Annotated in this window: 18 protein-coding genes and 1 riboswitch; of the genes, 4 read left to right on the forward strand and 14 right to left on the reverse strand. The window is 69.7% G+C overall.

Going from position 1 to position 21,262, the window contains the following annotated elements; genetic code table 11:
• The first annotated feature begins 14 nt into the window (after positions 1 to 14).
• Positions 15 to 1,016, forward strand: coding sequence for a zinc-binding dehydrogenase (locus ACGFY9_RS04730; RefSeq protein ID WP_393751960.1), 1,002 nt, complete (start codon positions 15 to 17; stop codon positions 1,014 to 1,016).
• A gap of 12 nt (positions 1,017 to 1,028) precedes the next feature.
• On the opposite strand, the gene ACGFY9_RS04735 is transcribed toward ACGFY9_RS04730, so the two are convergent.
• From ACGFY9_RS04735 to ACGFY9_RS04765, 7 genes are all read right to left on the reverse strand, one after another.
• On the reverse strand, positions 1,029 to 1,991 hold the full coding sequence (locus ACGFY9_RS04735) for an exopolyphosphatase (protein WP_393751962.1): 963 nt from the start codon (positions 1,989 to 1,991) through the stop codon (positions 1,029 to 1,031).
• Entirely contained in the window at positions 1,988 to 2,614 is a 627-nt protein-coding gene (locus ACGFY9_RS04740) for a DUF501 domain-containing protein (RefSeq protein ID WP_393751964.1), read from the reverse strand. The genes ACGFY9_RS04735 and ACGFY9_RS04740 overlap by 4 nt, the downstream gene beginning before the upstream one ends.
• 56 nt (positions 2,615 to 2,670) lie before the next feature.
• Positions 2,671 to 3,147 carry a septum formation initiator family protein gene (locus ACGFY9_RS04745; protein WP_393751966.1) on the reverse strand — a complete coding sequence of 159 codons (477 nt, stop codon included), beginning with the start codon at positions 3,145 to 3,147 and terminating at the stop codon, positions 2,671 to 2,673.
• A 99-nt stretch (positions 3,148 to 3,246) separates the two neighbouring features.
• Positions 3,247 to 4,533, reverse strand: a complete 1,287-nt coding sequence (gene eno / locus ACGFY9_RS04750) for a phosphopyruvate hydratase (protein WP_033284339.1) — start codon at positions 4,531 to 4,533, stop codon at positions 3,247 to 3,249.
• A 322-nt stretch (positions 4,534 to 4,855) separates the two neighbouring features.
• Positions 4,856 to 5,551 carry a transglycosylase family protein gene (locus ACGFY9_RS04755; protein ID WP_393751968.1) on the reverse strand — a complete coding sequence of 232 codons (696 nt, stop codon included), beginning with the start codon at positions 5,549 to 5,551 and terminating at the stop codon, positions 4,856 to 4,858.
• Positions 5,552 to 5,560: 9 nt separating this feature from the next.
• A riboswitch (cyclic di-AMP (ydaO/yuaA leader) is annotated at positions 5,561 to 5,742 on the reverse strand.
• Between the two features lie 193 nt (positions 5,743 to 5,935).
• Positions 5,936 to 6,919 carry a transglycosylase family protein gene (locus ACGFY9_RS04760; RefSeq protein WP_393751970.1) on the reverse strand — a complete coding sequence of 328 codons (984 nt, stop codon included), beginning with the start codon at positions 6,917 to 6,919 and terminating at the stop codon, positions 5,936 to 5,938.
• 209 nt (positions 6,920 to 7,128) lie between these two features.
• A complete protein-coding gene (locus tag ACGFY9_RS04765; protein ID WP_393751972.1) occupies positions 7,129 to 9,069 on the reverse strand; it encodes a recombinase family protein in 1,941 nt (646 codons plus the stop codon).
• A 197-nt stretch (positions 9,070 to 9,266) separates the two neighbouring features.
• Here ACGFY9_RS04765 and ACGFY9_RS04770 point away from each other — a divergent pair, with 197 nt between their 5' ends.
• A complete protein-coding gene (locus tag ACGFY9_RS04770; RefSeq protein WP_393751974.1) occupies positions 9,267 to 10,523 on the forward strand; it encodes a cytochrome P450 in 1,257 nt (418 codons plus the stop codon).
• A gap of 59 nt (positions 10,524 to 10,582) precedes the next feature.
• Here the strand turns inward: ACGFY9_RS04770 and ACGFY9_RS04775 are convergent, their stop codons facing one another.
• From ACGFY9_RS04775 to ACGFY9_RS04800, 6 genes are all read right to left on the reverse strand, one after another.
• Positions 10,583 to 11,602, reverse strand: coding sequence for a nucleoside triphosphate pyrophosphohydrolase (locus tag ACGFY9_RS04775; RefSeq protein ID WP_393751976.1), 1,020 nt, complete (start codon positions 11,600 to 11,602; stop codon positions 10,583 to 10,585).
• A 262-nt stretch (positions 11,603 to 11,864) separates the two neighbouring features.
• Positions 11,865 to 12,512 (reverse strand): SurA N-terminal domain-containing protein, encoded by a 648-nt coding sequence (locus tag ACGFY9_RS04780; protein ID WP_393751978.1) that lies wholly within the window; start codon positions 12,510 to 12,512, stop codon positions 11,865 to 11,867.
• A gap of 178 nt (positions 12,513 to 12,690) precedes the next feature.
• Positions 12,691 to 13,518: a glycoside hydrolase domain-containing protein gene (locus ACGFY9_RS04785; protein ID WP_393751979.1), complete on the reverse strand. Its 828-nt coding sequence runs from the start codon at positions 13,516 to 13,518 to the stop codon at positions 12,691 to 12,693.
• 82 nt (positions 13,519 to 13,600) lie between these two features.
• Positions 13,601 to 15,088 (reverse strand): protein kinase, encoded by a 1,488-nt coding sequence (locus ACGFY9_RS04790; RefSeq protein WP_393752837.1) that lies wholly within the window; start codon positions 15,086 to 15,088, stop codon positions 13,601 to 13,603.
• A 38-nt stretch (positions 15,089 to 15,126) separates the two neighbouring features.
• Entirely contained in the window at positions 15,127 to 15,774 is a 648-nt protein-coding gene (locus tag ACGFY9_RS04795) for a hypothetical protein (protein WP_393751981.1), read from the reverse strand.
• A 257-nt stretch (positions 15,775 to 16,031) separates the two neighbouring features.
• The gene (locus tag ACGFY9_RS04800; RefSeq protein ID WP_393751983.1) at positions 16,032 to 18,311 is read right to left on the reverse strand and encodes an N-6 DNA methylase; all 2,280 of its coding nucleotides are present in this window, start codon (positions 18,309 to 18,311) and stop codon (positions 16,032 to 16,034) included.
• 248 nt (positions 18,312 to 18,559) lie between these two features.
• Between ACGFY9_RS04800 and ACGFY9_RS04805 the strand changes: the two genes are divergently transcribed.
• Together ACGFY9_RS04805 and ACGFY9_RS04810 are read left to right on the forward strand one after the other, a co-directional pair.
• Positions 18,560 to 19,276 (forward strand): hypothetical protein, encoded by a 717-nt coding sequence (locus tag ACGFY9_RS04805; RefSeq protein ID WP_393751985.1) that lies wholly within the window; start codon positions 18,560 to 18,562, stop codon positions 19,274 to 19,276.
• A gap of 183 nt (positions 19,277 to 19,459) precedes the next feature.
• Positions 19,460 to 20,209, forward strand: coding sequence for a hypothetical protein (locus ACGFY9_RS04810; RefSeq protein ID WP_393751987.1), 750 nt, complete (start codon positions 19,460 to 19,462; stop codon positions 20,207 to 20,209).
• An 85-nt stretch (positions 20,210 to 20,294) separates the two neighbouring features.
• Here ACGFY9_RS04810 and ACGFY9_RS04815 read toward each other — a convergent pair whose 3' ends face one another.
• Positions 20,295 to 21,032, reverse strand: a complete 738-nt coding sequence (locus ACGFY9_RS04815) for an HNH endonuclease family protein (protein WP_393752838.1) — start codon at positions 21,030 to 21,032, stop codon at positions 20,295 to 20,297.
• Positions 21,033 to 21,262: the final 230 nt, after the last annotated feature.

Raw genomic sequence — 21,262 nt, forward strand, 5'->3', positions numbered from 1 at the left:
ACGTTGGCAGCCCCATGACGTCCTCGCCGAGCACCATGCGTGCCGTCCAGCTCTCCGCCCCCGGTCCCGTGGAGAACCTGCGGCTGACCACGCTCCCGCTGCCGCCCGAGCGGGACGGCTGGGTGCGTATCCGCGTCGAGGCGTTCGGGCTCAACCGGTCGGAGCTGAAGCTGCGGCTCGGGGTGAGCGAGGGCGTCAGCTTCCCCCGGGTGCCGGGCATCGAGGCCACCGGCACGGTCGACGCGGCACCGGCCGACAGCGGACTGACTCCCGGGCAGAAGGTCGTCGCGATGATGGGGGACATGGGGCGTACCTACGACGGCGGTTATGCCGAGTACACGTCGGTGCCGCTGTCCCAAGTCGTCCCCGTCGAGACCGAGTTGCCCTGGGAGGTGCTGGGCGCGCTGCCGGAGATGGTGCAGACCGCCTACGGCTCGCTCACCGTCGGGCTGGACCTGCGGCCCGGCCAGACCGTGCTGATCCGCGGCGGCACGTCCTCGGTGGGGCTGGCGGCAACCGCGCTGGCGAGCTGGCGCGGAGCGACGGTGCTGTCCACGACTCGGCGCCCCGATCGCCTGGCTCTGCTGAAGGAGCGGGGCGTCGACCACCCCCTCCTCGACACCGGCGAAGTGGCGCCCGCGGTAAGGGAGTTGTACCCGGACGGCGTCGACGCCGCCCTCGATCTCGTCGGCACCCCGACCCTCCCCGACACCCTGCGCGCGGTACGCGTCCACGGCACGGCCTGCTTCGGCGGCAGCCTCTCCAACCAGTGGACGGTGCGGGACTTCTCCCCGAACGAGTACCTGCCGAGGGGAGTTCGCCTGGCGGGCTACTTCGGCGACGCGTCCGACCTGTCCCCGGCGGTCTTCCAGGAGATCCTCGACGCGGTCGCCGTCGGCCAACTCGCCTTCCCCGTCGACCGGGTGTACGACGGCCTGGAGCAAGTACCGCAGGCCCACGAGGACATGGAGCACGACCGGGCCACGGGGAAACTGGTGGTCCGGGTCCGGCATTAGCCAACGGCCTGGCTACTTGCCGCCCTTGACACCTTCCGCCGCCTTGAACGCGATCCCGTCCAAAATGTCGTGTTCGCTCACCACGACCTCGCTCGCCCCGACCCGATCCATGATCGAGAGGAGTACGAGGGCGCCCGCGCCGATGACGTCGACGCGGCCCGGGTGCATGGAGGGGATGGCCGCGCGTTCGGCGTGGGTGGAGCGGAGGAGGGACTCCGTGATCTCGCGGACGCGGTCGTAGGAGACGCGGGAGTGGTGGATGGCTTCCGTGTCGTACTCGGGGAGGTTCTGGGCGATCGCCGAGACCGTGGTGACCGAGCCGGCCAGGCCGACCAGGGTGCGGGCCTCGCGGAGGGGGACCGTCTGTTCGGCGAGGTCGAGGGCGGCCTCGATGTCGGCGCGCATCACCGTGATCTGGTCCGGGGTGGGCGGGTCGGTGACCTTGCCGTCGCGGACCAGGTGGCGCTCGGTCATGCGGACGCAGCCGATGTCCACGGAGCGGGCGGCGCGGACGGCGTCGTCGCCGACCACGAACTCCGTCGAGCCGCCGCCGATGTCCACGACCAGGTAGGGCTTGGCGAGGTCGTCGCGGCCGGTCAGTTCCTTCGTCGCGCCGGTGAAGGAGAGTTCCGCCTCCTCGTCGCCGGTGATCACCTCCGGCTCGACGCCGAGGATGTGCAGGACGCCGCTGACGAAGTCGTCGCGGTTCGAGGCGTCGCGGGAGGCCGACGTGGCGACGAAGCGGAGGCGTTCGGCGCCGAGTTCCTTGATGATCGCCGCGTAGTCGCGGCAGGCCGCGAAGGTGCGCTCCAGCGCCTCGGGGGCCAGACGGCCGGTCTTGTCCACACCCTGGCCGAGCCGCACGATCGTCATCCGCCGGTCCAGGTCGACGAGTTCACCGGTCTCCGGGTTCACGTCGGCGACGAGGAGGCGGATCGAGTTCGTACCGCAGTCGACGGCGGCGACACGGGTCACTGGTCGTCCTCCTTCGCCTCGACGGGCTTCTCGACGGGCTTGTAGGCAAAGTAGCCCGTGCCGTCCTCGTTCGTCTCCGTCTGCCAGCCCTCGCCGGTCGGCGGCACCCCGGGCACGCGCACGCACGGCCCCTTGGCCCACCACTCCGGCAGCATCGCGATCGCCTCGTCACCGAGCGGGTTGACGCCCGGGCCGGCGGCCAGGGAGTGGCCCACCAGGACGTGCAGGCACTTCACGCGGTCCGGCATGCCGCCCGCGCTCGGGAAGCCCTCCAGGACCTCGATGGCGTCTCGGCGCGCGATGTAGTCCTCGTGCGCGGCGCGGTACGCGGCGGCGAGTTCGGGGTCGGTCCGCAGCCGCTCCGTCATCTCCTTCATGACGCCGTTCGCCTCAAGGGTGCCGATCGCCGAAGCGGCGCGCGGGCACGTGAGGTAGTACGTCGTCGGGAAGGGGGTGCCGTCGGGGAGGCGGGGGGCCGTCTCCACCACGTCCGGCTGTCCGCACGGGCAACGGTGTGCGATCGCGCGCAGCCCGCGCGGCGGACGCCCGAGCTGCTGCTTGAAGGCCTCGACGTCCGCGACGGTGGGCTCGGTGCGCGGGGTGGGCGGCGGGGGCGTTTCCATGCCTGTACGAAAGTCTCTCTGTCAGTTCAATTCGGTTCAGCGACTGGGCAGTTCAGTCACCGGTCGGAGGCGTCGGACTTGTCCACGCCGTCCCAGACGTTCGCGTACCAGGGACGGTCGGCCGCCCCCAGTTCCGCGCGCGACTGCTTGGCCGCGTCCGGGTCGATCACGATGTAGCCCGTCTCCCCGGGCATCACGTAGTGCAGCCGCTGCCGGATCTGCTGCTCCGCGTACGAGTCGTCCTGCCAGCGTGCCTTGAGATCGCGGAGCTGCTCGACGCGCTGCCGCGCCTGCTCCTGCTGCCGCTGGAGGTCGGAGATCTCGGCGCGCTGGGAGACGTACTGCCTTATCGGGTAGGCGAGCGCCACGATCAGCGAGCACAGCACCAGGGCGAGGAGGGCCGCCCGGCCGGTGAGCCGGGAGCGGCGGGCCTGCCGCTTGGTCTGGGAGCGGTAGACACGGGCCGCCGTCTGCTCGCCGAGCAGCTTGAGCCTGGTCGCGGTGGAGAACCGGTCCCGGTCCTTCACGGCCATGTCCCGCCTCCCCTTCACACGTGCGTACGTCCCCGCACACGGTACGGGACCGGGTGCGGGGACGTACGTACGACTGGCTAAGGCTTAGCCCGGTATGGGTCAGCCCTTGAAGCGGGGGAAGGCCGAACGGCCCGCGTACTCGGCCGCGTCGTCGAGGATCTCCTCGATGCGGAGCAGCTGGTTGTACTTGGCGACGCGGTCCGAGCGGGCCGGGGCGCCGGTCTTGATCTGGCCGCAGTTCACCGCGACGGCGAGGTCGGCGATGGTGGTGTCCTCGGTCTCGCCGGAGCGGTGGGACATCATGCACTTGAAGCCGTTGCGCTGGGCCATCTCGACGGCGTCCAGGGTCTCGGTCAGCGAGCCGATCTGGTTCACCTTGACGAGCAGGGCGTTGGCGGTGCCCTCCTCGATGCCGCGGGCGAGGCGCTCGGGGTTGGTGACGAACAGGTCGTCCCCGACGATCTGGACCTTGTCGCCGATGCGGTCGGTGATGACCTTCCAGCCGGCCCAGTCGTCCTCGTACAGCGGGTCCTCGATGGAGACGAGCGGGTACGCGGAGACGAGCTCCTCGTAGTACTCGGTCATCTCGGCGGCCGAGCGGGACTTGCCCTCGAACTCGTACTTGCCGTCCTTGTAGAACTCGGACGCGGCGACGTCGAGCGCGAGGCCGATCTGCTCGCCGGGGATGTAACCGGCCTGCTTGATGGCCTCGATGATGAGGTCGAGGGCGGCGCGGTTGGACTCCAGGTTCGGGGCGAAGCCGCCCTCGTCGCCGAGGCCGGTGGACAGGCCCTTGGTCTTCAGCACCTTCTTGAGGGTGTGGTAGACCTCGGCGCCCCAGCGCAGCGCCTCGGAGAAGGACTCCGCGCCGATCGGGGCGATCATGAACTCCTGGATGTCCACGTTCGAGTCGGCGTGCGAGCCGCCGTTCAGGATGTTCATCATCGGAACGGGCAGCAGGTGCGCGTTCGGGCCGCCGAGGTAGCGGAAGAGGGGGAGGTCGCTGGCCTCGGACGCGGCGTGCGCGACGGCGAGGGAGACGCCGAGGATGGCGTTGGCGCCGAGCGAACCCTTGTTGTCGGTGGCGTCCAGGTCGAACATCGCCTGGTCGATCAGGCGCTGCTCGGTGGCGTCGTAGCCGACGAGCTCCGGGCCGATCTGCTCGATGACGGCGAGGACGGCCTTCTCGACACCCTTGCCGCCGTAGCGGTTGGGGTCACCGTCACGCAGCTCGATGGCTTCGAAGGCACCCGTGGAGGCGCCGGAGGGAACGGCGGCACGACCCGTGCTGCCGTCGTCGAGGCCGACCTCGACCTCGACCGTGGGGTTGCCTCGGGAGTCCAGGATTTCCCGGGCTACGACGACGTCGATGGACGGCACGAGCATCTCCTTCTTGGGATCTGACGCGGCTACGGCAACACCGCAGCGGCTCTGCGAGACGAGCCTAACCGGCCCGGGGCGATTGGCCATCCGGTCGGCCGCCTGATGGACAGAACCGAGAGTAAATTGTTTCCGAACGGAACAAAAAGTCCCGGCAAGCGGCAGGCATGGGGACGGGGGCGGCAGACCGGGAACGCAAAAAGCCCCGCCCCGGTGCGTACGGGGGAACACGCACCGGAGCGGGGAGCCCGTGGGGGACGGGGGTGACCCTCACGAGGTCTCCATGGTGGAGTCCACGGTTGTGAGGGCGCTGTGGTTCAGCTGGGAGCTACTTAAGGTGCAGCTGCTGACCCGGGTAGATGAAGTCGGCGTCGTCGATGATGCTCTTGTTCAGCTTGAACAGCTGCTGCCAGCCGCCCTTCACCTTGTGCTTCTCGGCGATGGAGCTGAGGGTGTCGCCCTTGACGACCTTGTACTCGCCGTCACCCTTCTTGACCTTCTTGCCGGTCGGGGTGGTGACGGTCTTCTTGGCGGCCGGGCGCTCGGCGGAGCGGGAGGCGGTGGTGTCGCTCGTGGAGCGCTCGGTGGTGGTCTTGGAGGAGCTGGAGCTGTTCGAGCCGCTCGACGAGCTGGAGCTGCCGCCGGAGTAGGAGGCGCTCGACAGGCCGGTGCCACAGGTGGGCCAGGCGCCCTTGCCCTGGGCGGCGAGAACCTTCTCGGCCACGGCTATCTGCTGGGACTTGGAGGCCTGGTTCGCGGTGGAGGCGTAGGCGGTGCCGCCGTACGCGGCCCACGTCGAGGCGGAGAACTGCAGGCCGCCGTAGTAGCCGTTACCGGTGTTGATGGACCAGTTGCCGCCGGACTCGCAGCTGGCGACCGTGTCCCACTCGGACGCGGTGGCGGCGGAGGCGCTGCCGGTCGCCATGAGCGGGGCGGCTATCGCGACACCGGTGACGCCGGCGAGCGTGGCGACGCGGGTGGCCTTGGACGGACGGCGGTGCTTGCCCTTGCTGGAAAACAGCATGGAAAATCCCAATCCCCTCACCGACGCCTGCGAGGTGAGCTGTCGGGTTCGGGCCGTGTGAGTTGCCCGGCCGCGACTCGTACGTCTCGTACGAGGCGCGACTTAACCCCAAGCCGGTTCCGGTCGTCTCTCGACTCCCGGGCCCGGCGCTTACCTGGGTCCCCCGCTCCTGCCTACGGCGCTTGACGCGACGACTGTTCCCGGAGGCCGCTGGCAGGACTCGGCGTGTGCGGCAACCGGGGCTCGTGGTGACGAGCGGCCTCGACCGTAGACAGGGAATCGGCGGAATTTCAAAGACGATCAGGGCTTCTGAGACTCATCCCACACTTTGATCAAACCGGACATTCAGCTCGAAGCGTGACGTGAACTCCCGCCGTTCGCTTGCTACTTTTCGTCCGCTTCCGTACCGACGTCCAAGGTCTGACCGGCGGCGATCTGGGTCGGATCGGCGCCTATCACCTTTTTGTTCTCGGCGTAGAGCGCACGCCATCCGCCGTCGTAGCCAAGGGAGTCGGCGATGGACGCGAGGGAGTCGCCGGCGCGGACGGTGTAGGTCTGCGGCGACACGCTTTCCTCGGCACTGGCCCCGCGATGCTTGCCGACGCTCTGCTGACTGGTCTGCTGCTCGCCCTGCTCGTCGGAATCGCCGAGCGCGCCCGTGTCGACGAGGCTCCACTTGCCCACCGCCTGGGCCGAGTTGTCCGATTCGTCGATTTTCGGGGAGGCGGCGACCGAGTCGTTGCCGGCCGAAGGGGTGGTGGACTTGTCGGACTTGGCGGAGTTGTCCGTCGCGGTGGGCGAGGGGCTGGCCGAGGAGTCACTGCCGGAGTCGCCGGACGCGTCGGACGAAGTCGAGTCCGTGGCGCCGGAGTCGGACAACCCGGAGGAAGCAGACGAGTCGGACGAGTCCGCGGAATCGGAACCGGAGGAGTCGGTCGGGCCGGCCGACGGGGAGTCACTCGCGAGGCCGGTGTCGACGTCCGTCGAACCCGAGGTCGTGGTGAGACCGGAGAGCAGCGCGCAGGTGGTCCACGCGGAGGTGCCCTTGTCGTCGAGGACCTTCTCGGCGACGGCTATCTGCTGGGAGCGGCTGGCCAGGTCGGCGCTCGGGGCGTAGGCGAGGCCGCCGTACTTCTCCCATTCGTCCTGGGTCATCTGCAGGCCGCCGTAGTAGCCGTTGCCGTCGTTCATGCTCCAGGAGCCGCCGCTCTCGCAGTTGGCCACCTTGTCCCAGGTGGTGCCGTCGGCGGCGTTCGCGGAGGCGGCCCCGAGGAGGGGGATGGCGATGGCGGAGCCGGTCACCCCGGCCGCGACGAGGAGAGCCGGAGCCTGACGGGGGCGACGGTGACGACCGTTCCCGGAGAGCATGCGGAAGCCTTTCGCGTGACAGCGGGGGACCGCGCGGCGGAAGGGGTGGGGGGTGGTGCGGGTCGCCGCGCTGGTAGCTGAACGTATCCACAGTCGATCACTTGTCACAAGTTAATGCCACGGAGATCACGTGAAGATCACAGAGTTGAAGAACTGTCACTTTCGGGTTTAGGGGGTGAGGTGGCCCGCAAGTCCGAAGTCAGAGAAGGTCAGCGATGGGTCCACCGCAACCCGGCCCTGAACTGAGCGGTTACCGCGAGCGGCGGCAGGGATGGACGCCTGTAGGCGTCCACTCCCGTGGCGTCGCCGTCCAAGCTCCTCATGACCTCCGGCCAGGCACCCTTTTGCCACCAGGAGAGCTGCCGCACACGAATCGGGTCGACAGGCCCCCAGGTAGGGGGCATGTCGCCCCAAGTGAGGCCGTGTCGAAGCCGGTGGAGCATTCCCTCGCACTGGAGACGGATGTCGTACTTGCTGGTGAAGTGACGCTTCGTGAAGAACGGCCGAAGTACATCCAGCACCTTCTCCCACTGCTCGTCGTCAGGGTTCGGCGGCACCTTCGCACCGGTCGTCCAGTGCCACTCACTGACAGCACACCTCACGCCCGGCTTGCCGAGGACGGCCGCATCGCCGAGAACGACTCTGACGTCGAACCTGTCGACGACCTCCTTGCGCTCTTCCAGCGTCAGACTCCTCAGCCGTTCCTCGGCGTTGGCCGCGAGGTCGACGAGGTTCCCCACCCGTCTCTCATCCTCGGCGTACGACTCCAGCCACTGCTGGGCGAACCTGCACTGCTCCCGGAATTCCGCCAGTTCGGCCTCAAGTGCCGTGACGGAGGCCTTGAGTACCGTTGCGTCGATGCCTGCGCGTACGTACTCGGGAATGCGCACCTCGATCAGGTGCTCCTGGCCGGCGATCCTGGTCATGAACTCGGCGACACGCTTCTCGTACTTCTCCTTGTCCCCAGGGAGGTTGCCCACTCGTTCGGCAGTCAGGTCCCGTGAACAGCCTTCCTCTTCGAGGAGCCTGGCCAGTTCCTTCCAGACGGCGTCTTCGATGTCGTCGGCCTCGAAGTCGGGCTCTCGGCACGAGGGGTCCTTGAGACCCCCCTTGCAGCGGTACGACCGGCCGGTGGCCCTTCTGGCTCCCGTGTACACCTCTCCGCACTTGCCGTGGATCCGTCCGGTGAAGGGGTAAACGCCATTGCCCCGCCGACCGTTCTGGAAGCCGAGCTTCTGCAGAGCGGCCATGAGCTGTGCGGCCCGTTCCTCGGAGAAGATCGGCGGAACACCGATTTTGACTTGGTCACCGTGGACGGGGGCGCCGTCCACGCCACGGCGGGTGTGGTTCTTTCCGTTACCGCGATCGGTCTTTCGGTACACCACGTAGCCGTTGTGAATGGTTTCGCCGTAGAGGCGGTTGCGGAGGTTGGCCACGCTCCAGGGGACCCTGCTGCGGGCGAAGAGCTTGCGACTGTTGAGTTTCTCGCAAGCCTCGGTGAGGGTCATGTCTTGGTCGACGACCAGTTCCGCGGCGACGGCGAGGACCATGGATTCGTGGGCGTCGGTGACCAGGACAGAGAAGCGTTTACGGCGTCCGCCGACTTCCTTGTCGTCCTTCTCGATCCGGTAGCCGTAGGGAGCCGGGCCACCGGGCCACCCGCCGTAGCTGATCTTCAACTCTCGGCCGGCGACGGTGCGTTCCTTGATACGTCGCCACTCCATCTCGGAGAAGGTGACGTACCGCATGAACCGCTGCCAGCCCTCTTCGGTGCTGGTGTCGATGCCTTCGGTGACCGAGATGAAGTGGATGCCGGGGTCGGCCATGTTCCAGGCCCACAGGTAGGCGGCTCGGGCCGTGCGCCCGATGCGGTCGACCTTGGGAACGAGGATGCGGTTGAAGCACTGTTGGTGTGCGTCGGCTACGAGGCGGTCCATCTCAGGGCGACGTTCCAAGGCCCCGGACACGGCTTCGTCCACGTAGGAGCCGTGGACCGCGACCTCAGGATGCCGGGCGAGCCACGCGTCCGAGACCCTGTCCTGGTCTTCGAGCCCGAAGCCGTCGAGTTGGTCGAGAGTGGAGACGCGCGCGTACTTGGCGACCACAACGGACGCCGGGGCGGCAAGGCATGGGCGTGCCACAATGGGCATGTTCAGTCCTCCGAGACTGTTCCGTCCCCGGGGTGTTAGCGCACCGCTGGGAAGGTTCCGGCTCCTTTGCGCTGCTGCAAGCGCTCTGGAGCCGGTGCCGTTTTGAGGAACATTACTTGTCACTCTGTGCAGTTGAAGGTGAATTCCACAATCCGGCGATCTCGCCCGCGCAACGCGGCTCCCGGTACCGTCTCCCCGTGAACGCCCCGCATATCGAACCCGAACTCTTCACCTGGGAGTTCGCCACCGACCCCTATCCCGCCTACTCATGGCTCCGCGACCATTCGCCCGTGCACCGCGCCACGCTCCCCAGCGGAGTGGAGGCCTGGCTGGTCACCCGATACCCGGACGCCAGGTCGGCGCTCGCCGACCAGCGCCTCTCCAAGAATCCCGTACACCACTCGGAAGACGCCCACGGCAAGAGCAGGACAGGCATCCCCGGCGAACGCAGCGCCAACCTCATGACGCATCTGCTCAACATCGACCCGCCGGACCACACACGACTCCGTCGGCTCGTCTCCAAGGCGTTCACGCCCCGTCGAGTGGCGGAATTCGCGCCCAGAGTCCAAGAGTTGACCGACCAGCTCATCGACCAGTTCGCGCGTACCGGAAGCGCCGACCTCATCCACGAGTTCGCGTTCCCCCTCCCCATCTACGCCATCTGCGACCTGCTCGGCGTCCCCCGCGAGGATCAGGACGACTTCCGAGACTGGGCAGGAATGATGATCCGGCACCAGGGCGGCCCGAGGGGTGGGGTCGCACGGTCCGTGAAGAAGATGCGCGCGTATCTCGCCGAACTGATCCACCGCAAGCGGGAGGCACTCCCGGACATCCCCGACCCCGGCGAAGATCTCATCTCTGGGCTCATTCGCGCCTCCGACCACGGCGAGCACCTCACCGAGAACGAAGCCGCGGCCATGTGCTTCGTACTCCTCTTCGCCGGTTTTGAGACCGTCATCAACTTGATCGGCAACGGTACGTACGCGCTGCTGCGCAACCCAAAGCAGCGGGCGCAACTACAGAAGTCGATCGAACGTGGCGAACATGAGCTGCTCGACAGCGCCATCGAAGAACTGCTCCGCTACGACGGCCCGGTCGAACTGGCCACCTGGCGCTACGCAACCGAGCCTCTCGAAATCGGCGGACAACCCATCGCCTCCGGTGATCCCGTGCTCGTGGTCCTCGCCGCTGCCGACCGTGATCCCGCCCGTTTCGATGAACCGGACGCACTCGACCTCTCCCGCAGGGACAACCAGCACCTCGGCTACGGACACGGCATCCACTACTGCATCGGCGCCCCGCTCGCCCGTCTCGAAGCCCGCACCGCGCTTGCCACCTTGCTGAGCCGTCTACCCGATCTCCAACTGGCCGTCGATCCAGGGGACTTGCGCTGGCGAGGCGGCCTGATCATGCGAGGGCTCCGGAACCTCCCTGTGAAGTTCACCGTCGACTGAGCGGTGCGGATCACCAGAGCGGCCCTCGCTCCGAACACGGGGTGCTGTAGCGGACCGAGTCAACTCTCACTACCGGCCCCGCTGCCGCTCTCCCCCTCCTTCACCCGGATCGCATCCCGGTAAGCCCGCCCCGCCGCCCGCAAGGCAGCCTCCGGATCCACCCCGGCCGCCTCCGCCCGCACGGCCAGCGCCAGCAGCTCGTACCCGATGCCGTCGTCCCCCGTAGGCAACGGCACCTCAAGTCCCGCCGTCCGCACGCGTGATGCCAGCTTCGATGCGAGGGCGAGGCCGGGCTGGCCCATGGGGATGCCCTCGGTGATGGAGGTGCGGCGCTTCTCCTCGGCCTTGGTGCGGAGCCAATGCGCCTTGACCTCCTCGGGAGTTGACGCCGTCTCGTCGCCGAAGACATGGGGGTGACGGTGGATCAGCTTGGTGATGATGCCGGCGGCCACGTCGTCGATGGAGAAGGGGGTGTCGGGGTCCTCCTCGGCGATGCGGGCGTGGAAGACGACCTGGAGGAGGACGTCGCCGAGCTCCTCGCGCAGTTCGTCGCGGTCGCCCTCCTCGATCGCCTCGACGAGTTCGTACGCCTCCTCGATGCCGTACTTGGCCAGGCCCTTGTGGGTCTGCTGGGAGGACCACGGGCACTCGGCGCGGATGCGGTCCATGACCTGGACGAGGTCGAGGAGGCGGGCGCCGGGCAGGTCGTAGGAGGCGGGGAGCAGTTCCAGGTCCGGCATCTGGACCCGGCCCGAGCCGGCCAGGCGGGCCAGGCCGTCGGTCAGGGCCGGTTCGCCTTCTCCCGTGGCCACGACCACCGCCGTGGAGCCGTCCGCGCAGGCCGCGACCAGTTCCTCGGCGGTCGGGGACGCCTCGTCCACCCGTATCCCTGCTTCGCGGAGATACGGCAGCTGCGGATGCGCGCCGTCCGCGCACAGCACCCGGTCGGCGTCGCGCAGCGCCTGCCAGGCGGGCCAGGACAGCAGGCCGGGGGCGACGCGGTGGCTGGTGGTGAGCAGGACGACGCGGCCGGAGGTGGGAGCGGGGCTGCCCTCGGAGGCGGGGCTGGTTGCGTTCACCCACCGAACGTAACCCACGCCGCCGACAGCCCCGGAGTTATCCACAGGCCGACGGGCGCCGCCGTTTTCCCCAGGCCGGCGCGCACCCCTGTTGTCCACAGGCCGAACTCCGACCCGCCGACACCCGATCCGCCGGCCTCGGACCCGCTGGCTTCCGACCTGCCTGCTCCGACCCGCCGGCCGCCGACCCCCGGGCCTGCCGAGGTGCCGGCCTGCCGACCCCCGGCCTGCCTGCCCGTCGGCCTGCCGAGCCGCCGTACCGTTACGCCGATTGCTGAGTCCCCGCCGCGGTGACTTCCCGCACCCACGGCGTCTTCGCGTCCACCCTGCTGCTCTTGGCCACGTCCCACGTGCCGTAGCGCGGGTTGAGGTCGACGTGGAGTTCCTTGGAGGCGGTGGAGAGGGCCTTCCAGAAGGCGGGCTGGGTGGTGTCGGTGCCGAGTTTCGCGGCGAGTTTGCGGCCCTCCACCTGGAGGCGCAGGTTCTCGTCGAGGCGTTGCGGGGGGACGCCGTACTGGGCGAGCCAGGTCGCCTCCAGGGCCTTGGCGCCGCCCGCCTGCTGGGCGAGGGCGGCCCGCATGTCCTGGATGTCCTTGCGGGTGACGGTGACTCCGGCGTCCTGGGCGGCGCGGTGGACTACCTGGTCGAAGACCATGCCGTAGAGCGTCTCGCGGGTGAGGCCGCCGGTGGTGGCGATGGCGCGCTCGTACTGTGCCTGGTTCTGGACGGCCGACCGCTGGGCCGTGCGCACCTCGTTGACCCTGCTCTGCAGCTGCGCGACGGTGATGCGCTGGCCGCCCACGACGGCCGCGGCGCCTGGATGCGTTTCGTTTCCGCAGGCGGTCAGGGCGGGGGCCGCGGCGGCGATCACGGCGGTGAGGACGAGCGCGGTGCGACGGCGGCGGTGCAAGGGAGCCTCCCGAGGAGATTGTGCGACGGTGCACAAAGTCTTGCGGTGATCGATGTTAGGCAGTGGGTCGCCTGGGGCCAACCCATTCGACCAACGATTCACCAGGACTTCGGGCACCGGCACGCACGCGCGGGCTCCGCGGGCTCTCCGTAGTCGGCCTCTTCGGGCTTCCCCGCGCTCAGCCGGTGATGGCGACCGGCGCGTCCCATGTGTCGCGGTCCACGGTGATCGTGTAACCGCCGCGGGTCTCCTTGCTGTTGACCATGTACTGGTGGGCGCGGCTGTGGTTGGTGAACTGGGTGGAGCCCCAGGGCCAGTCCGAGGTAGTGGTGTACGTCTTGTCCCACAGCGCGTACCAGAGGTTGCCCGGCAGGTCCGTCTTGTCGGTCGCGGTCGCGATCGCCTTGGCGCTGGAGCTGGAGAAGCCGTAGAGGCCGCTGCGGTAGATCTTGGCGTGCAGTTCCTTGTCGAAGGCGCGGACGTACGTCAGCACGGCGTTGTTGCAGGCCGTGTTGGTGATGTCGTACGACTCCATGTCCAGGTAGACGGGGCTGCCGGCCTTGAAGCCGAGCGCGGCGGACTTGGCGACCGCGTCGTCCGCCTCGGACTTGCCGACGGCCGCGGCCGTGGAGGCGCTGATCTTCACCGAGCCGCCGGAACCGCAGGACGGCTGCGAGCCGACGTAGAGCGGGATGAACTTCCAGCCGACCGTGGTGAGGGACTTGACCCAGGACGCGGTGAGGTTGGGCTGGCTGCAGCCGCGGTTCTTGCCGCCGATGTAGACGGCGGCGGCACCGTAGGCGCCGTCGGTGTGCCAGGCCTTCATCGCGGCGAGGGAGGGCGCGGCGCAGGTGTCGAAGGCGCGGCCGGTGTAGGTCTTCTGGGCGGGCCAGGTGGTGGCGGCCATCGAGGTCTGCGCGGCGATACCGCCTCCCGCGACCACAGCGGCTCCGGCGACGCCCCAGGCTATGTATCTGCGCTTCTTCGACTGCCGGTGCTCGGACATGAACGACCCCACCCCTGGTTGGTACGTGACTGGTGTTGCGTGTGGCTTGAATGTGCTCGGCAAAATCTAGCGGCTGACGGCGCTAGCCGCGCACCTGCCCCAGCCACTGCAGCGTCCGCCGGATGTCCGCCGCGAGCGGGTGGCCGGGGCCGTGGCGGCGTTCGACGTCGACCAGGAGGCGGGCGAGGGTCTCGTGGGCCGCGCCCCGGTCGCCGAGGGCGAGCAGCAGGTGGCCCATGCGGCGGCGGACCTCGTGGGCGAGTTCGGGGTCGCCGGCCATGTACTGGTTCTCGTAGTACGGCAGCAGCGCGCGGTACTCCGCGAGGGCCGCGGCCGGGTCGCCGAGCGACTCCAGGCACTGGGCGGCCTCGTAGCGGTAGCGCAGGGACTGCGGGTCGGACGGGCCGACCTCGGCGGCGCGTTCGTCGGCGAGGCGGCGCAGTTCGGGCAGCGCGCGCCGGTACTGGCCGTCGTCCATGAGCGTGGCCGCGTACTGCTTGCGCAAGGTGCGGACGACCGGGGAGTGCACGCCGTGCTGCTCGGCGGCCGTGGGCAGGATCGCGCCGAGGATGTCGACAGCCTGGGTGATACGGCCCTCACCGAGCAGCCGCTTGACCTCGTCGACGGCGGCGGCGACATCGCGTTTCTCGGCGGCGGGCGGCGCGAGCGGGGCGGGCTGCGGCGCGGGCGTGCGGGCGCGGTCCGGCCAGGGGGCGTGCGGGCGCAGGAACGGGCGCGTCGGGTCGAGCGGCGCCCCGCTGGGCATCCCGCGCGCGGGCAGCAGCAGCGCGAGGCGCTCGTAGACCTCCTGCGCGGAGCCGGGGCGGTGCTGCGGGTCCTTGGCGAGCAGGTGCAGGACGAGCGCTTCGAGCGGCTCGGGGACCTCGGGGCGGATGTGGCGGACGGGCACCGGCGGCTCGTACAGATGCCGGTGCAGCACGCCGAGGGCTGTGGAGCCCGCGAACGGGACGTCGCCGCTGAGGAGTTCGTGCAGGACCACGCCGAGCGCGTACAGGTCGGTGTACGGGCCGACCGCGCCGCCCATCGCCTGCTCGGGCGCCATGTAGGCGGGCGAGCCGATGGGGGTGCCGGTGTGCGTGAGGCGGGTGGTGTCGGCGTCCATGACGGAGGCGACGCCCAGGTCGAGGACGGTGACCGTGCCGTCCTGCTTCACCATCACGTTGCGCGGCTTCAGGTCGCGGTGGACGATCGGCACGGCGTGCACCGCGCTCAGCACGGCGCACAGTTGGGCCGCGACCGAGACGGCCCACTGCCAGGGGTACGGGTCGTGCTCGGCGAGGTGGTCGGAGAGGTCGGCGCCGTCGATGTACTGCATGACGAGGAACAGCTCCTCGCCCTCGCTGCCCGCGTCGTGCACCGTGACGAGCCCGGGGTGGTCGACCTGCGCGGTCACCCGGCACTCGCGCACGAAGCGGCGGCGCAGTTCGTCGGCCTCCTGGCCCGCCACCTTGTCGGGGCGCAGCAGCTTCACCGCCACGCGCCGGTCCAGCCGCCGGTCGTACGCCGTCCAGACCTGGCCCATGCCGCCCTGCCCGATCAGCGTGGACAGTTCATAGCGGTCCGCGACGACCCGTCCTGCCGCCACGGTCACCTTCCGCCCTCGTCGTGCTTGCGCAGATAGTCACTCAACTCGTCCAGTTCGGCCCGCACTTGGTCGATACGGGCGGGCGCGGGGCGCTGCCCCGGAGGCGGGGTGGACATCGGTGGCTGCGGCACGGGCGTGTGCGGCACGGGCGGCGGGGTGTGCTGCTGCGGCACGGGCGTGTGGGGCATCGGCGGCGGGGTGTGCTGCGGCGCGGTCGTCGCGGTGTACGGCGACGAGGGCTGGGCCGGCTGCGAGGGTTGTGGATAGCCGTACGCCGGGGACGGCTGCCCGGCGTAGGCGCCGTCACGGAGCTGCTGGAAGTGGCGTATGTCCGCCGCCAGGTAGTACGCGATCGACGCCACCAGGGTGCCCAGGAGCAGGGTGATGCCCAGATAGCCGCCGGCGGTGTGGACGTCCTCTCCGGGCTCGGAGCCGAGCAGCACGATGCTGAGGACGTCCGCCGCCAGCGCGGCCACGAACAGGCCCCAGTCCAGGGACTTGCGGGTCACGATGGCCAGCCGCAGCAGCATCGTCCAGGCCAGGAACCCGATGCAGAACACCGAGATCCCCACGAACAGCACGCGCACGAGGACCAGCGCCCCGGTGGGCGGCGGTGGCTTCGCCGGCTGCGGGTAGCCGTGGCCTTGCATGGCTGCTCCTGGTGCCTTCAGAGGGCGTACGGGTTCGCGGCCGGTGTGCTCCGGGATACGGGCAACACCGGTCGTCCGATTGTCGCTTCGAGCGTATAGGCCGACACCGACAAGCGGTCCCGGGTTGTACCGAACCGTTGTCGTGCCGATCACACAGCGACCGCGCCCGTACTGCGTCGCAGGTGCCGACGGGTGCGCACTCCTGCTCAGGCCTGTACACACTCCTACTCAGGCGAGTGCGAACTCCTACTTGGCTCCTACTCAGGTGTGACCGTGCCGTCCGTCAGGCCGTCGTACATGCCGCGCACGAGCTGCTCGCCGAGCCGGCCCGCCTGCCGCAGCGCCCGCTCGAAGTCCTCCAGGGCGCGAAACCGGGCTCCGTAGCGCCGCTGTTCGTCCAGGGGGAGGCGCGGCAACTGGAGCCTGCGGACGTCGAGTCGGGTCGCCGTGGACGCGTAGCTGCTGGCCTGGCGGTTGTTGGCGGTGCCGCGCAGGAAGCCGGCGAGGAACCACGGGTCCAGCGCGCCGGGATCGGGCCGCAGCAGGACGAGGCTGCGTCCCAGGGCGGCGCCCGCGGTCGTGTCGTCGATCACGCGCGCCATCGAACCGCCGCCGAGCACCGGGACGACGACATCGCCCGGCTCCGTGAGGACGGCGTCCTCGTCACTCTCGGGGAGGATCCCGGAAGGGGCCGTTCCGGCGAGGACGTCGTGGTCGGTGAGAACGGGCACACGCGCGTGGCCGCCGTTTCCACCGGTACGCATCACCAGGGCGCCCCCGCGCGCGAGTTCACCGATCGTGGTGAGCGGCCAGCGCGTGGGCCGCTCGGGGCCGGTGGCGTGCTCCACGGGTGGTGGAGTGAGGTCGGCGGTCAGCCGGAGCGTCTCGCCGAGCCGCTCGCGAACGGCCGTGAGCTCGTCGGCGCCGTCGGCCGCGGTCGCGGGCGGGAGGTGGCGGGCGGGGGCCAGGTCGACGTCGTCGTCGAGGAGTTCGATGACCGGCACGGAACGCGCCAGCCCCGGCTTCTCGTCCAGCCGTCCCGCGCGGTCGAACGCCTTCCAGGCGTCGAGCGCCGCGCCCCGCACGGCCTGCCAGTCCGGCCCGCCCCGTCCCTCGGTGGCGAACCGCCCGGTGTCCACCAGCAGCACCTCCGGCTGCGCGGCCGCCCGCTCCGGCCGCCGCAACACCCACAGGTGCAACGGGATGTTGTACGGCGGCGCCGCCCCGATCGGCAGCGCTACGACCGCCTTCAGCGCCCCGCGCCGCAGCAGGTCGGCGCGGATCCGGCGACCGGAACGCCGGGAGGCCGCCGCCGGCGGCATCAGCAGCACCGCCGTGCCGCCGTCCTTCAGCCGGGCCAGCGCGTGCTGCACCCAGGCCAGCTCGGACTCGTTGCGCGCGGGGAAGCCGTACTCCCAGCGGGGGTCGTAGGCGAGTTCGTCGTGGCCCCAGTTCCGCTCGTTGAACGGCGGATGACACAGGACGACGTCGGCCCGCAGCGCCGGGTACGCGTCGGCGCGCAGCGTGTCCCCGGCCGTGCCGCGCACGGTGACCTGCGCGTGCAGGGCGAGCCGGAGCGCGGTGAGCGCGGCGAGGTCGGGGGCGTCGTCCTGGGCGTACAGCTCCTGGCCGGGGCGCGGGGTGACGGCGCGCAGCAGGGCGCCGGTGCCGCAGGCCGGGTCGAGCGCGGTACCGGCCGGGCCCGTCACCTCGGCCAACTCGGCCATCAGGCGGGCGAGTTCGGTCGGGGTGAGCGTGTACTGGCGCGGGTTGGCATCGAGATGGCGCCCGAGCAGGAACTCGAACGTCTGGCGTGCGCCCAGCTCGGCGGCGAGTTCGGCGGTGCCGCGGAGGAGGGGGGCGGAGGGGAGGAGTTGGGGGCCGGTGGGGGGTTGGACTGCGGGGGTGGGGCTCGGGGTGGGGGCGGGGTTCGCGGCGGGCGGCGTGTGAACGGCAGGGGCGATGTTCGCGGGCGGGGCCGTGTTCACAGGCGATGCGGTGTTCACAGGTGTCGAGGGTGTTGTCGGGTCCGCCGGGGTGTTCACAGTGTTCGGGGCGTTCGGGGCGGCGTGGGTGTTCGGCGTGTTCACAGCCGCCGCTGCGCTCCCCTCTCGCCCCCTGTGAACTCCGCGGCCGCGCACCGCACCGAAGCGCGGCACGATCACCTGCTCCAGCGCGCCGGGGAGCATCGCGGCCATCCGCTCGTCCGAACCGGAACTCACGTCCAGCCAGACGGTGGGGCGTTCGTGGATGAGCAGCAGGGCGCAGCCCGCGTACACAAGGGCGGTGACCGGGCCTTCGGGGTGGCCGACGAGTTGCTGCCAGACCCGTTCGCGCAGCGGGACTTCGGCGAGTTTCCCCTGCTTGCGCAGCCAGGACTCGATCTCGGCGAGGGCGAAGGCGGGGCTGGTCTCGGTGCCGCCGACCGGCTTGGGGAAGTCCGCGTGACGGCGGCGCCAGTTGCTGACGGCGGCACGGCCGACGCCGGCGAGCCGTGCGATACCGGCGGCGGTCACCTCTGTCGCGTTGTCCTGCACTCGCCCCACTCCCCTCGTCACACCGGCCTCGTCGCGTCCGCGCTGCCTCTGCGCTGTGTCCGCGTTACGCCTGCCGCCCGTCTGTGACGCCGAGCATACCGACGCGGACAAGATCTACCCCTTCACGGCCGTGTACACACCGCTTCACGTGAACCGTGTTGACTCGGTTCACAGCCTCTGCTCTTATTGACCCAGCGAACGAACGACTGCCCGAGGGAGGCGGTCGCCGCATCGGGGAGGGGACAGCCATGGGGATGAAGGGCAGGCTCACGCTGAGCGCTGTCGTGGGGGTCGTCGTCATCGGGGTCGTGTCGGCGAACGCCAACACCCATGGCGGGGGCGACGGTTCGGGCAGTGGGCCGGGCAGTGGTTCCGGCAGCAGCGCCAAGGGCTCTTCGGCGTCCGCGGAACACAGCACCGCCACCAAGAAGGACCCGGATCCGACCGAGGCCGCCGCGGAGAAGAAGGCCACGTTCGACGGGGACGGCGACTTCCGGGTCGGCACGGACATCAAACCCGGTACGTATCGCACCAGCGGCAACGCCGACGGCAGGTGCTACTGGGAGCGGGCCAAGGACGCCTCGGGCGACACGGACTCGCTGCTGGCCAACGACCATGTGAGTGGCGCCAGTTACGTCACGGTCAAGGCCGGCGACAAGATCTTCAAGTCCAGCGGCTGCAAGGACTGGGAGGCCGTCGATGCGAAGGCGCAGGGCTCCCCCGCCACGAAGATGGCCGGCGACGGCGGCATGTTCAAGGTCGGCACCGACATCGCCCCCGGCACCTACAGGTCCACCGGCAACACGGACGACCTGTGCTACTGGGAGCGCGCGAAGGACGCCGAGCACGGGCCGGACTCGATCCTCGCGAACGACAACGTGACCGGCACGGCCGTCGTCACGATCAACACCAAGGACGCCTACTTCAAGACGACCGGCTGCAAGGACTGGACGAAGACGGCCTGACGCTCTGATCAGGTCAGGTCAGGTCAACGCTCGTCCCCGCCTACCACACGCGTGCCCATCCCGCCGCAGGCCCATCTCCGCACGTCGGTCTGCCCGGCGCCTCTCCGGACCCCGCTTCGGGGCACCCCCTCATCTCGTCGCCGCTCACCTCCTCACCGCTCACCACTCCACCAAGGAACTGCCATGGGTCGTACCGCACTTGCCGCTCTCTGCCTCACCACCGTGGCCGCCGCGGGACTCACCGGGTGTCTGCCCGGTGAGGACAAGGCGGACAGCAAGCCGAAGGGACCGTTCGCCGGGCTGACCGGTGGCGAGATCGCCGACCGGTCCCTGACCGCCACCACCGGCGCCTCGTCGCTACGGCTGAAGGGCGACATACCCGACGACGAGAGCGGCGGCACGATCGTGATCGACATGGCGCTGAACAAGAAGGGCGAGTGCGCCGGCACGCTGAGCCTGCAGGGCAAGGGCAAGGCCGACATGATCAAGGTCGGCGACACCATCTACATGAAGTACGACGAGGCGTTCCTGCGCGGCCAGAGCGACGGCGAGTCCAAGGCGGACACCGATGCGGTCGTGGACATGATGGCCGGGAAGTGGACCAAGATGTCCGCGAAGGGCGAGGACGCCAAGGACATCGCGAGCTTCTGCGACCTGAACTCGATGCTCGGCGACGCCGCCGACGGCAACTCCGACGCGACGCGCGGGAAGGCGACCACCCTCGACGGCACTCCGGCGATCGTCCTGCACGAGAAGGACGGCAAGGACAGCTACACGCTGTACGTGGCGACCGAGGGCAAGCCGTATGTGCTGCGCATCGACAGCGTCTCCGCGAAGGACCCGGGGACGCTCACGTTCAGCGAGTACGAGAAGCCGGTACCGGCGACGAAGCCCACCGGCAAGATCCTGGACCTGGACAAGCTGGGCAGCTGAGCCACCAAGTCTCCTGCGGCTACGGCACGTTCACGGGGCGAGCCGTAGCCGCAGGTCGAGGTCGTCAAGTCGAGGCCGTGTCGGCTCAGTTCGCGTGGAACCTCGCCGGCGCGTTCGTCGGGTTGCCGCCGGTCGGCAGGGCCTGCCCGGAGCAGGTGGAGAGGACCTTGACCATCGCGGCCTTCTCCGCCGAGGTGACCCACAGCCCGTACTTCTTCTTCACGGCGACCTGCGCGGCGACATACGTGCACCGGTACGCCTTGGGCGGCACCCAGGTCGCCGTGTCGCCGTCGCCCTTGCTGCGGTTGGGGCTGGCGCCGACGGTGAGCAGGTTGAGCGGGTCGTTGGCGAGAGCTATGCGCTTGCTGGCGTCCCAGTACTTGGCGCCCTTCTGCCAGGCGTCGGAGAGGGCGACCAGGTGGTCGATGTCGACGAGGCTGGCGCCGCGCCTGTAGACGACTTCCTTGCCGGAGTACGGATCGGATTCGAGGACGCCGTACGACACCTTGCAGTCGCCGTCGGTGAACTTCACCTGCTTCAGGTCCCGTTTGAGGATGTCGTCCCTGGTGTCGCAGCTGTTGGAGTCCGTGTCGGCCCAGGCGGTACCGAACCGTTCACGGGAGTAACCGGTCTTCGGCGCACGCCCCTTCACGGTCAGGGACTCGGCGGCGGTCAGGGCCGCGCCCCCGCCGGAACCCGTGCCAGCACCTCCACCGGCCGTCGCCTGGGGCCCGGAGTCGCCCGTTCCCGTGGTGTCCGTCTTGCATCCTGCGACCGACAATATGACCAGGGCGGCGATTGCCGCCCCACCCCTCAGACGCATCACGTGCGCCCCTCCCCTAGCTCACCCGGCCCCGCCCCTGCAGGGGCGGATATTGCCTGGTCCCCACGGTAGCGGCGGACGCGTCACGGGCATACAGGACCTAAGCCCGCATGGCACGCAACTCGCCTGTATCGAACCGGTGGAACAGGCCGAAGTACCGGCTTCCCTCACCCCCTCTCCTTACTCCCCTTACTTCGCCCCGGATTTCACGCTCTCTCAGACCGTCAGGC

This window comes from Streptomyces sp. NPDC048504 (genome assembly GCF_043200035.1).
Taxonomy (GTDB): domain Bacteria; phylum Actinomycetota; class Actinomycetes; order Streptomycetales; family Streptomycetaceae; genus Streptomyces.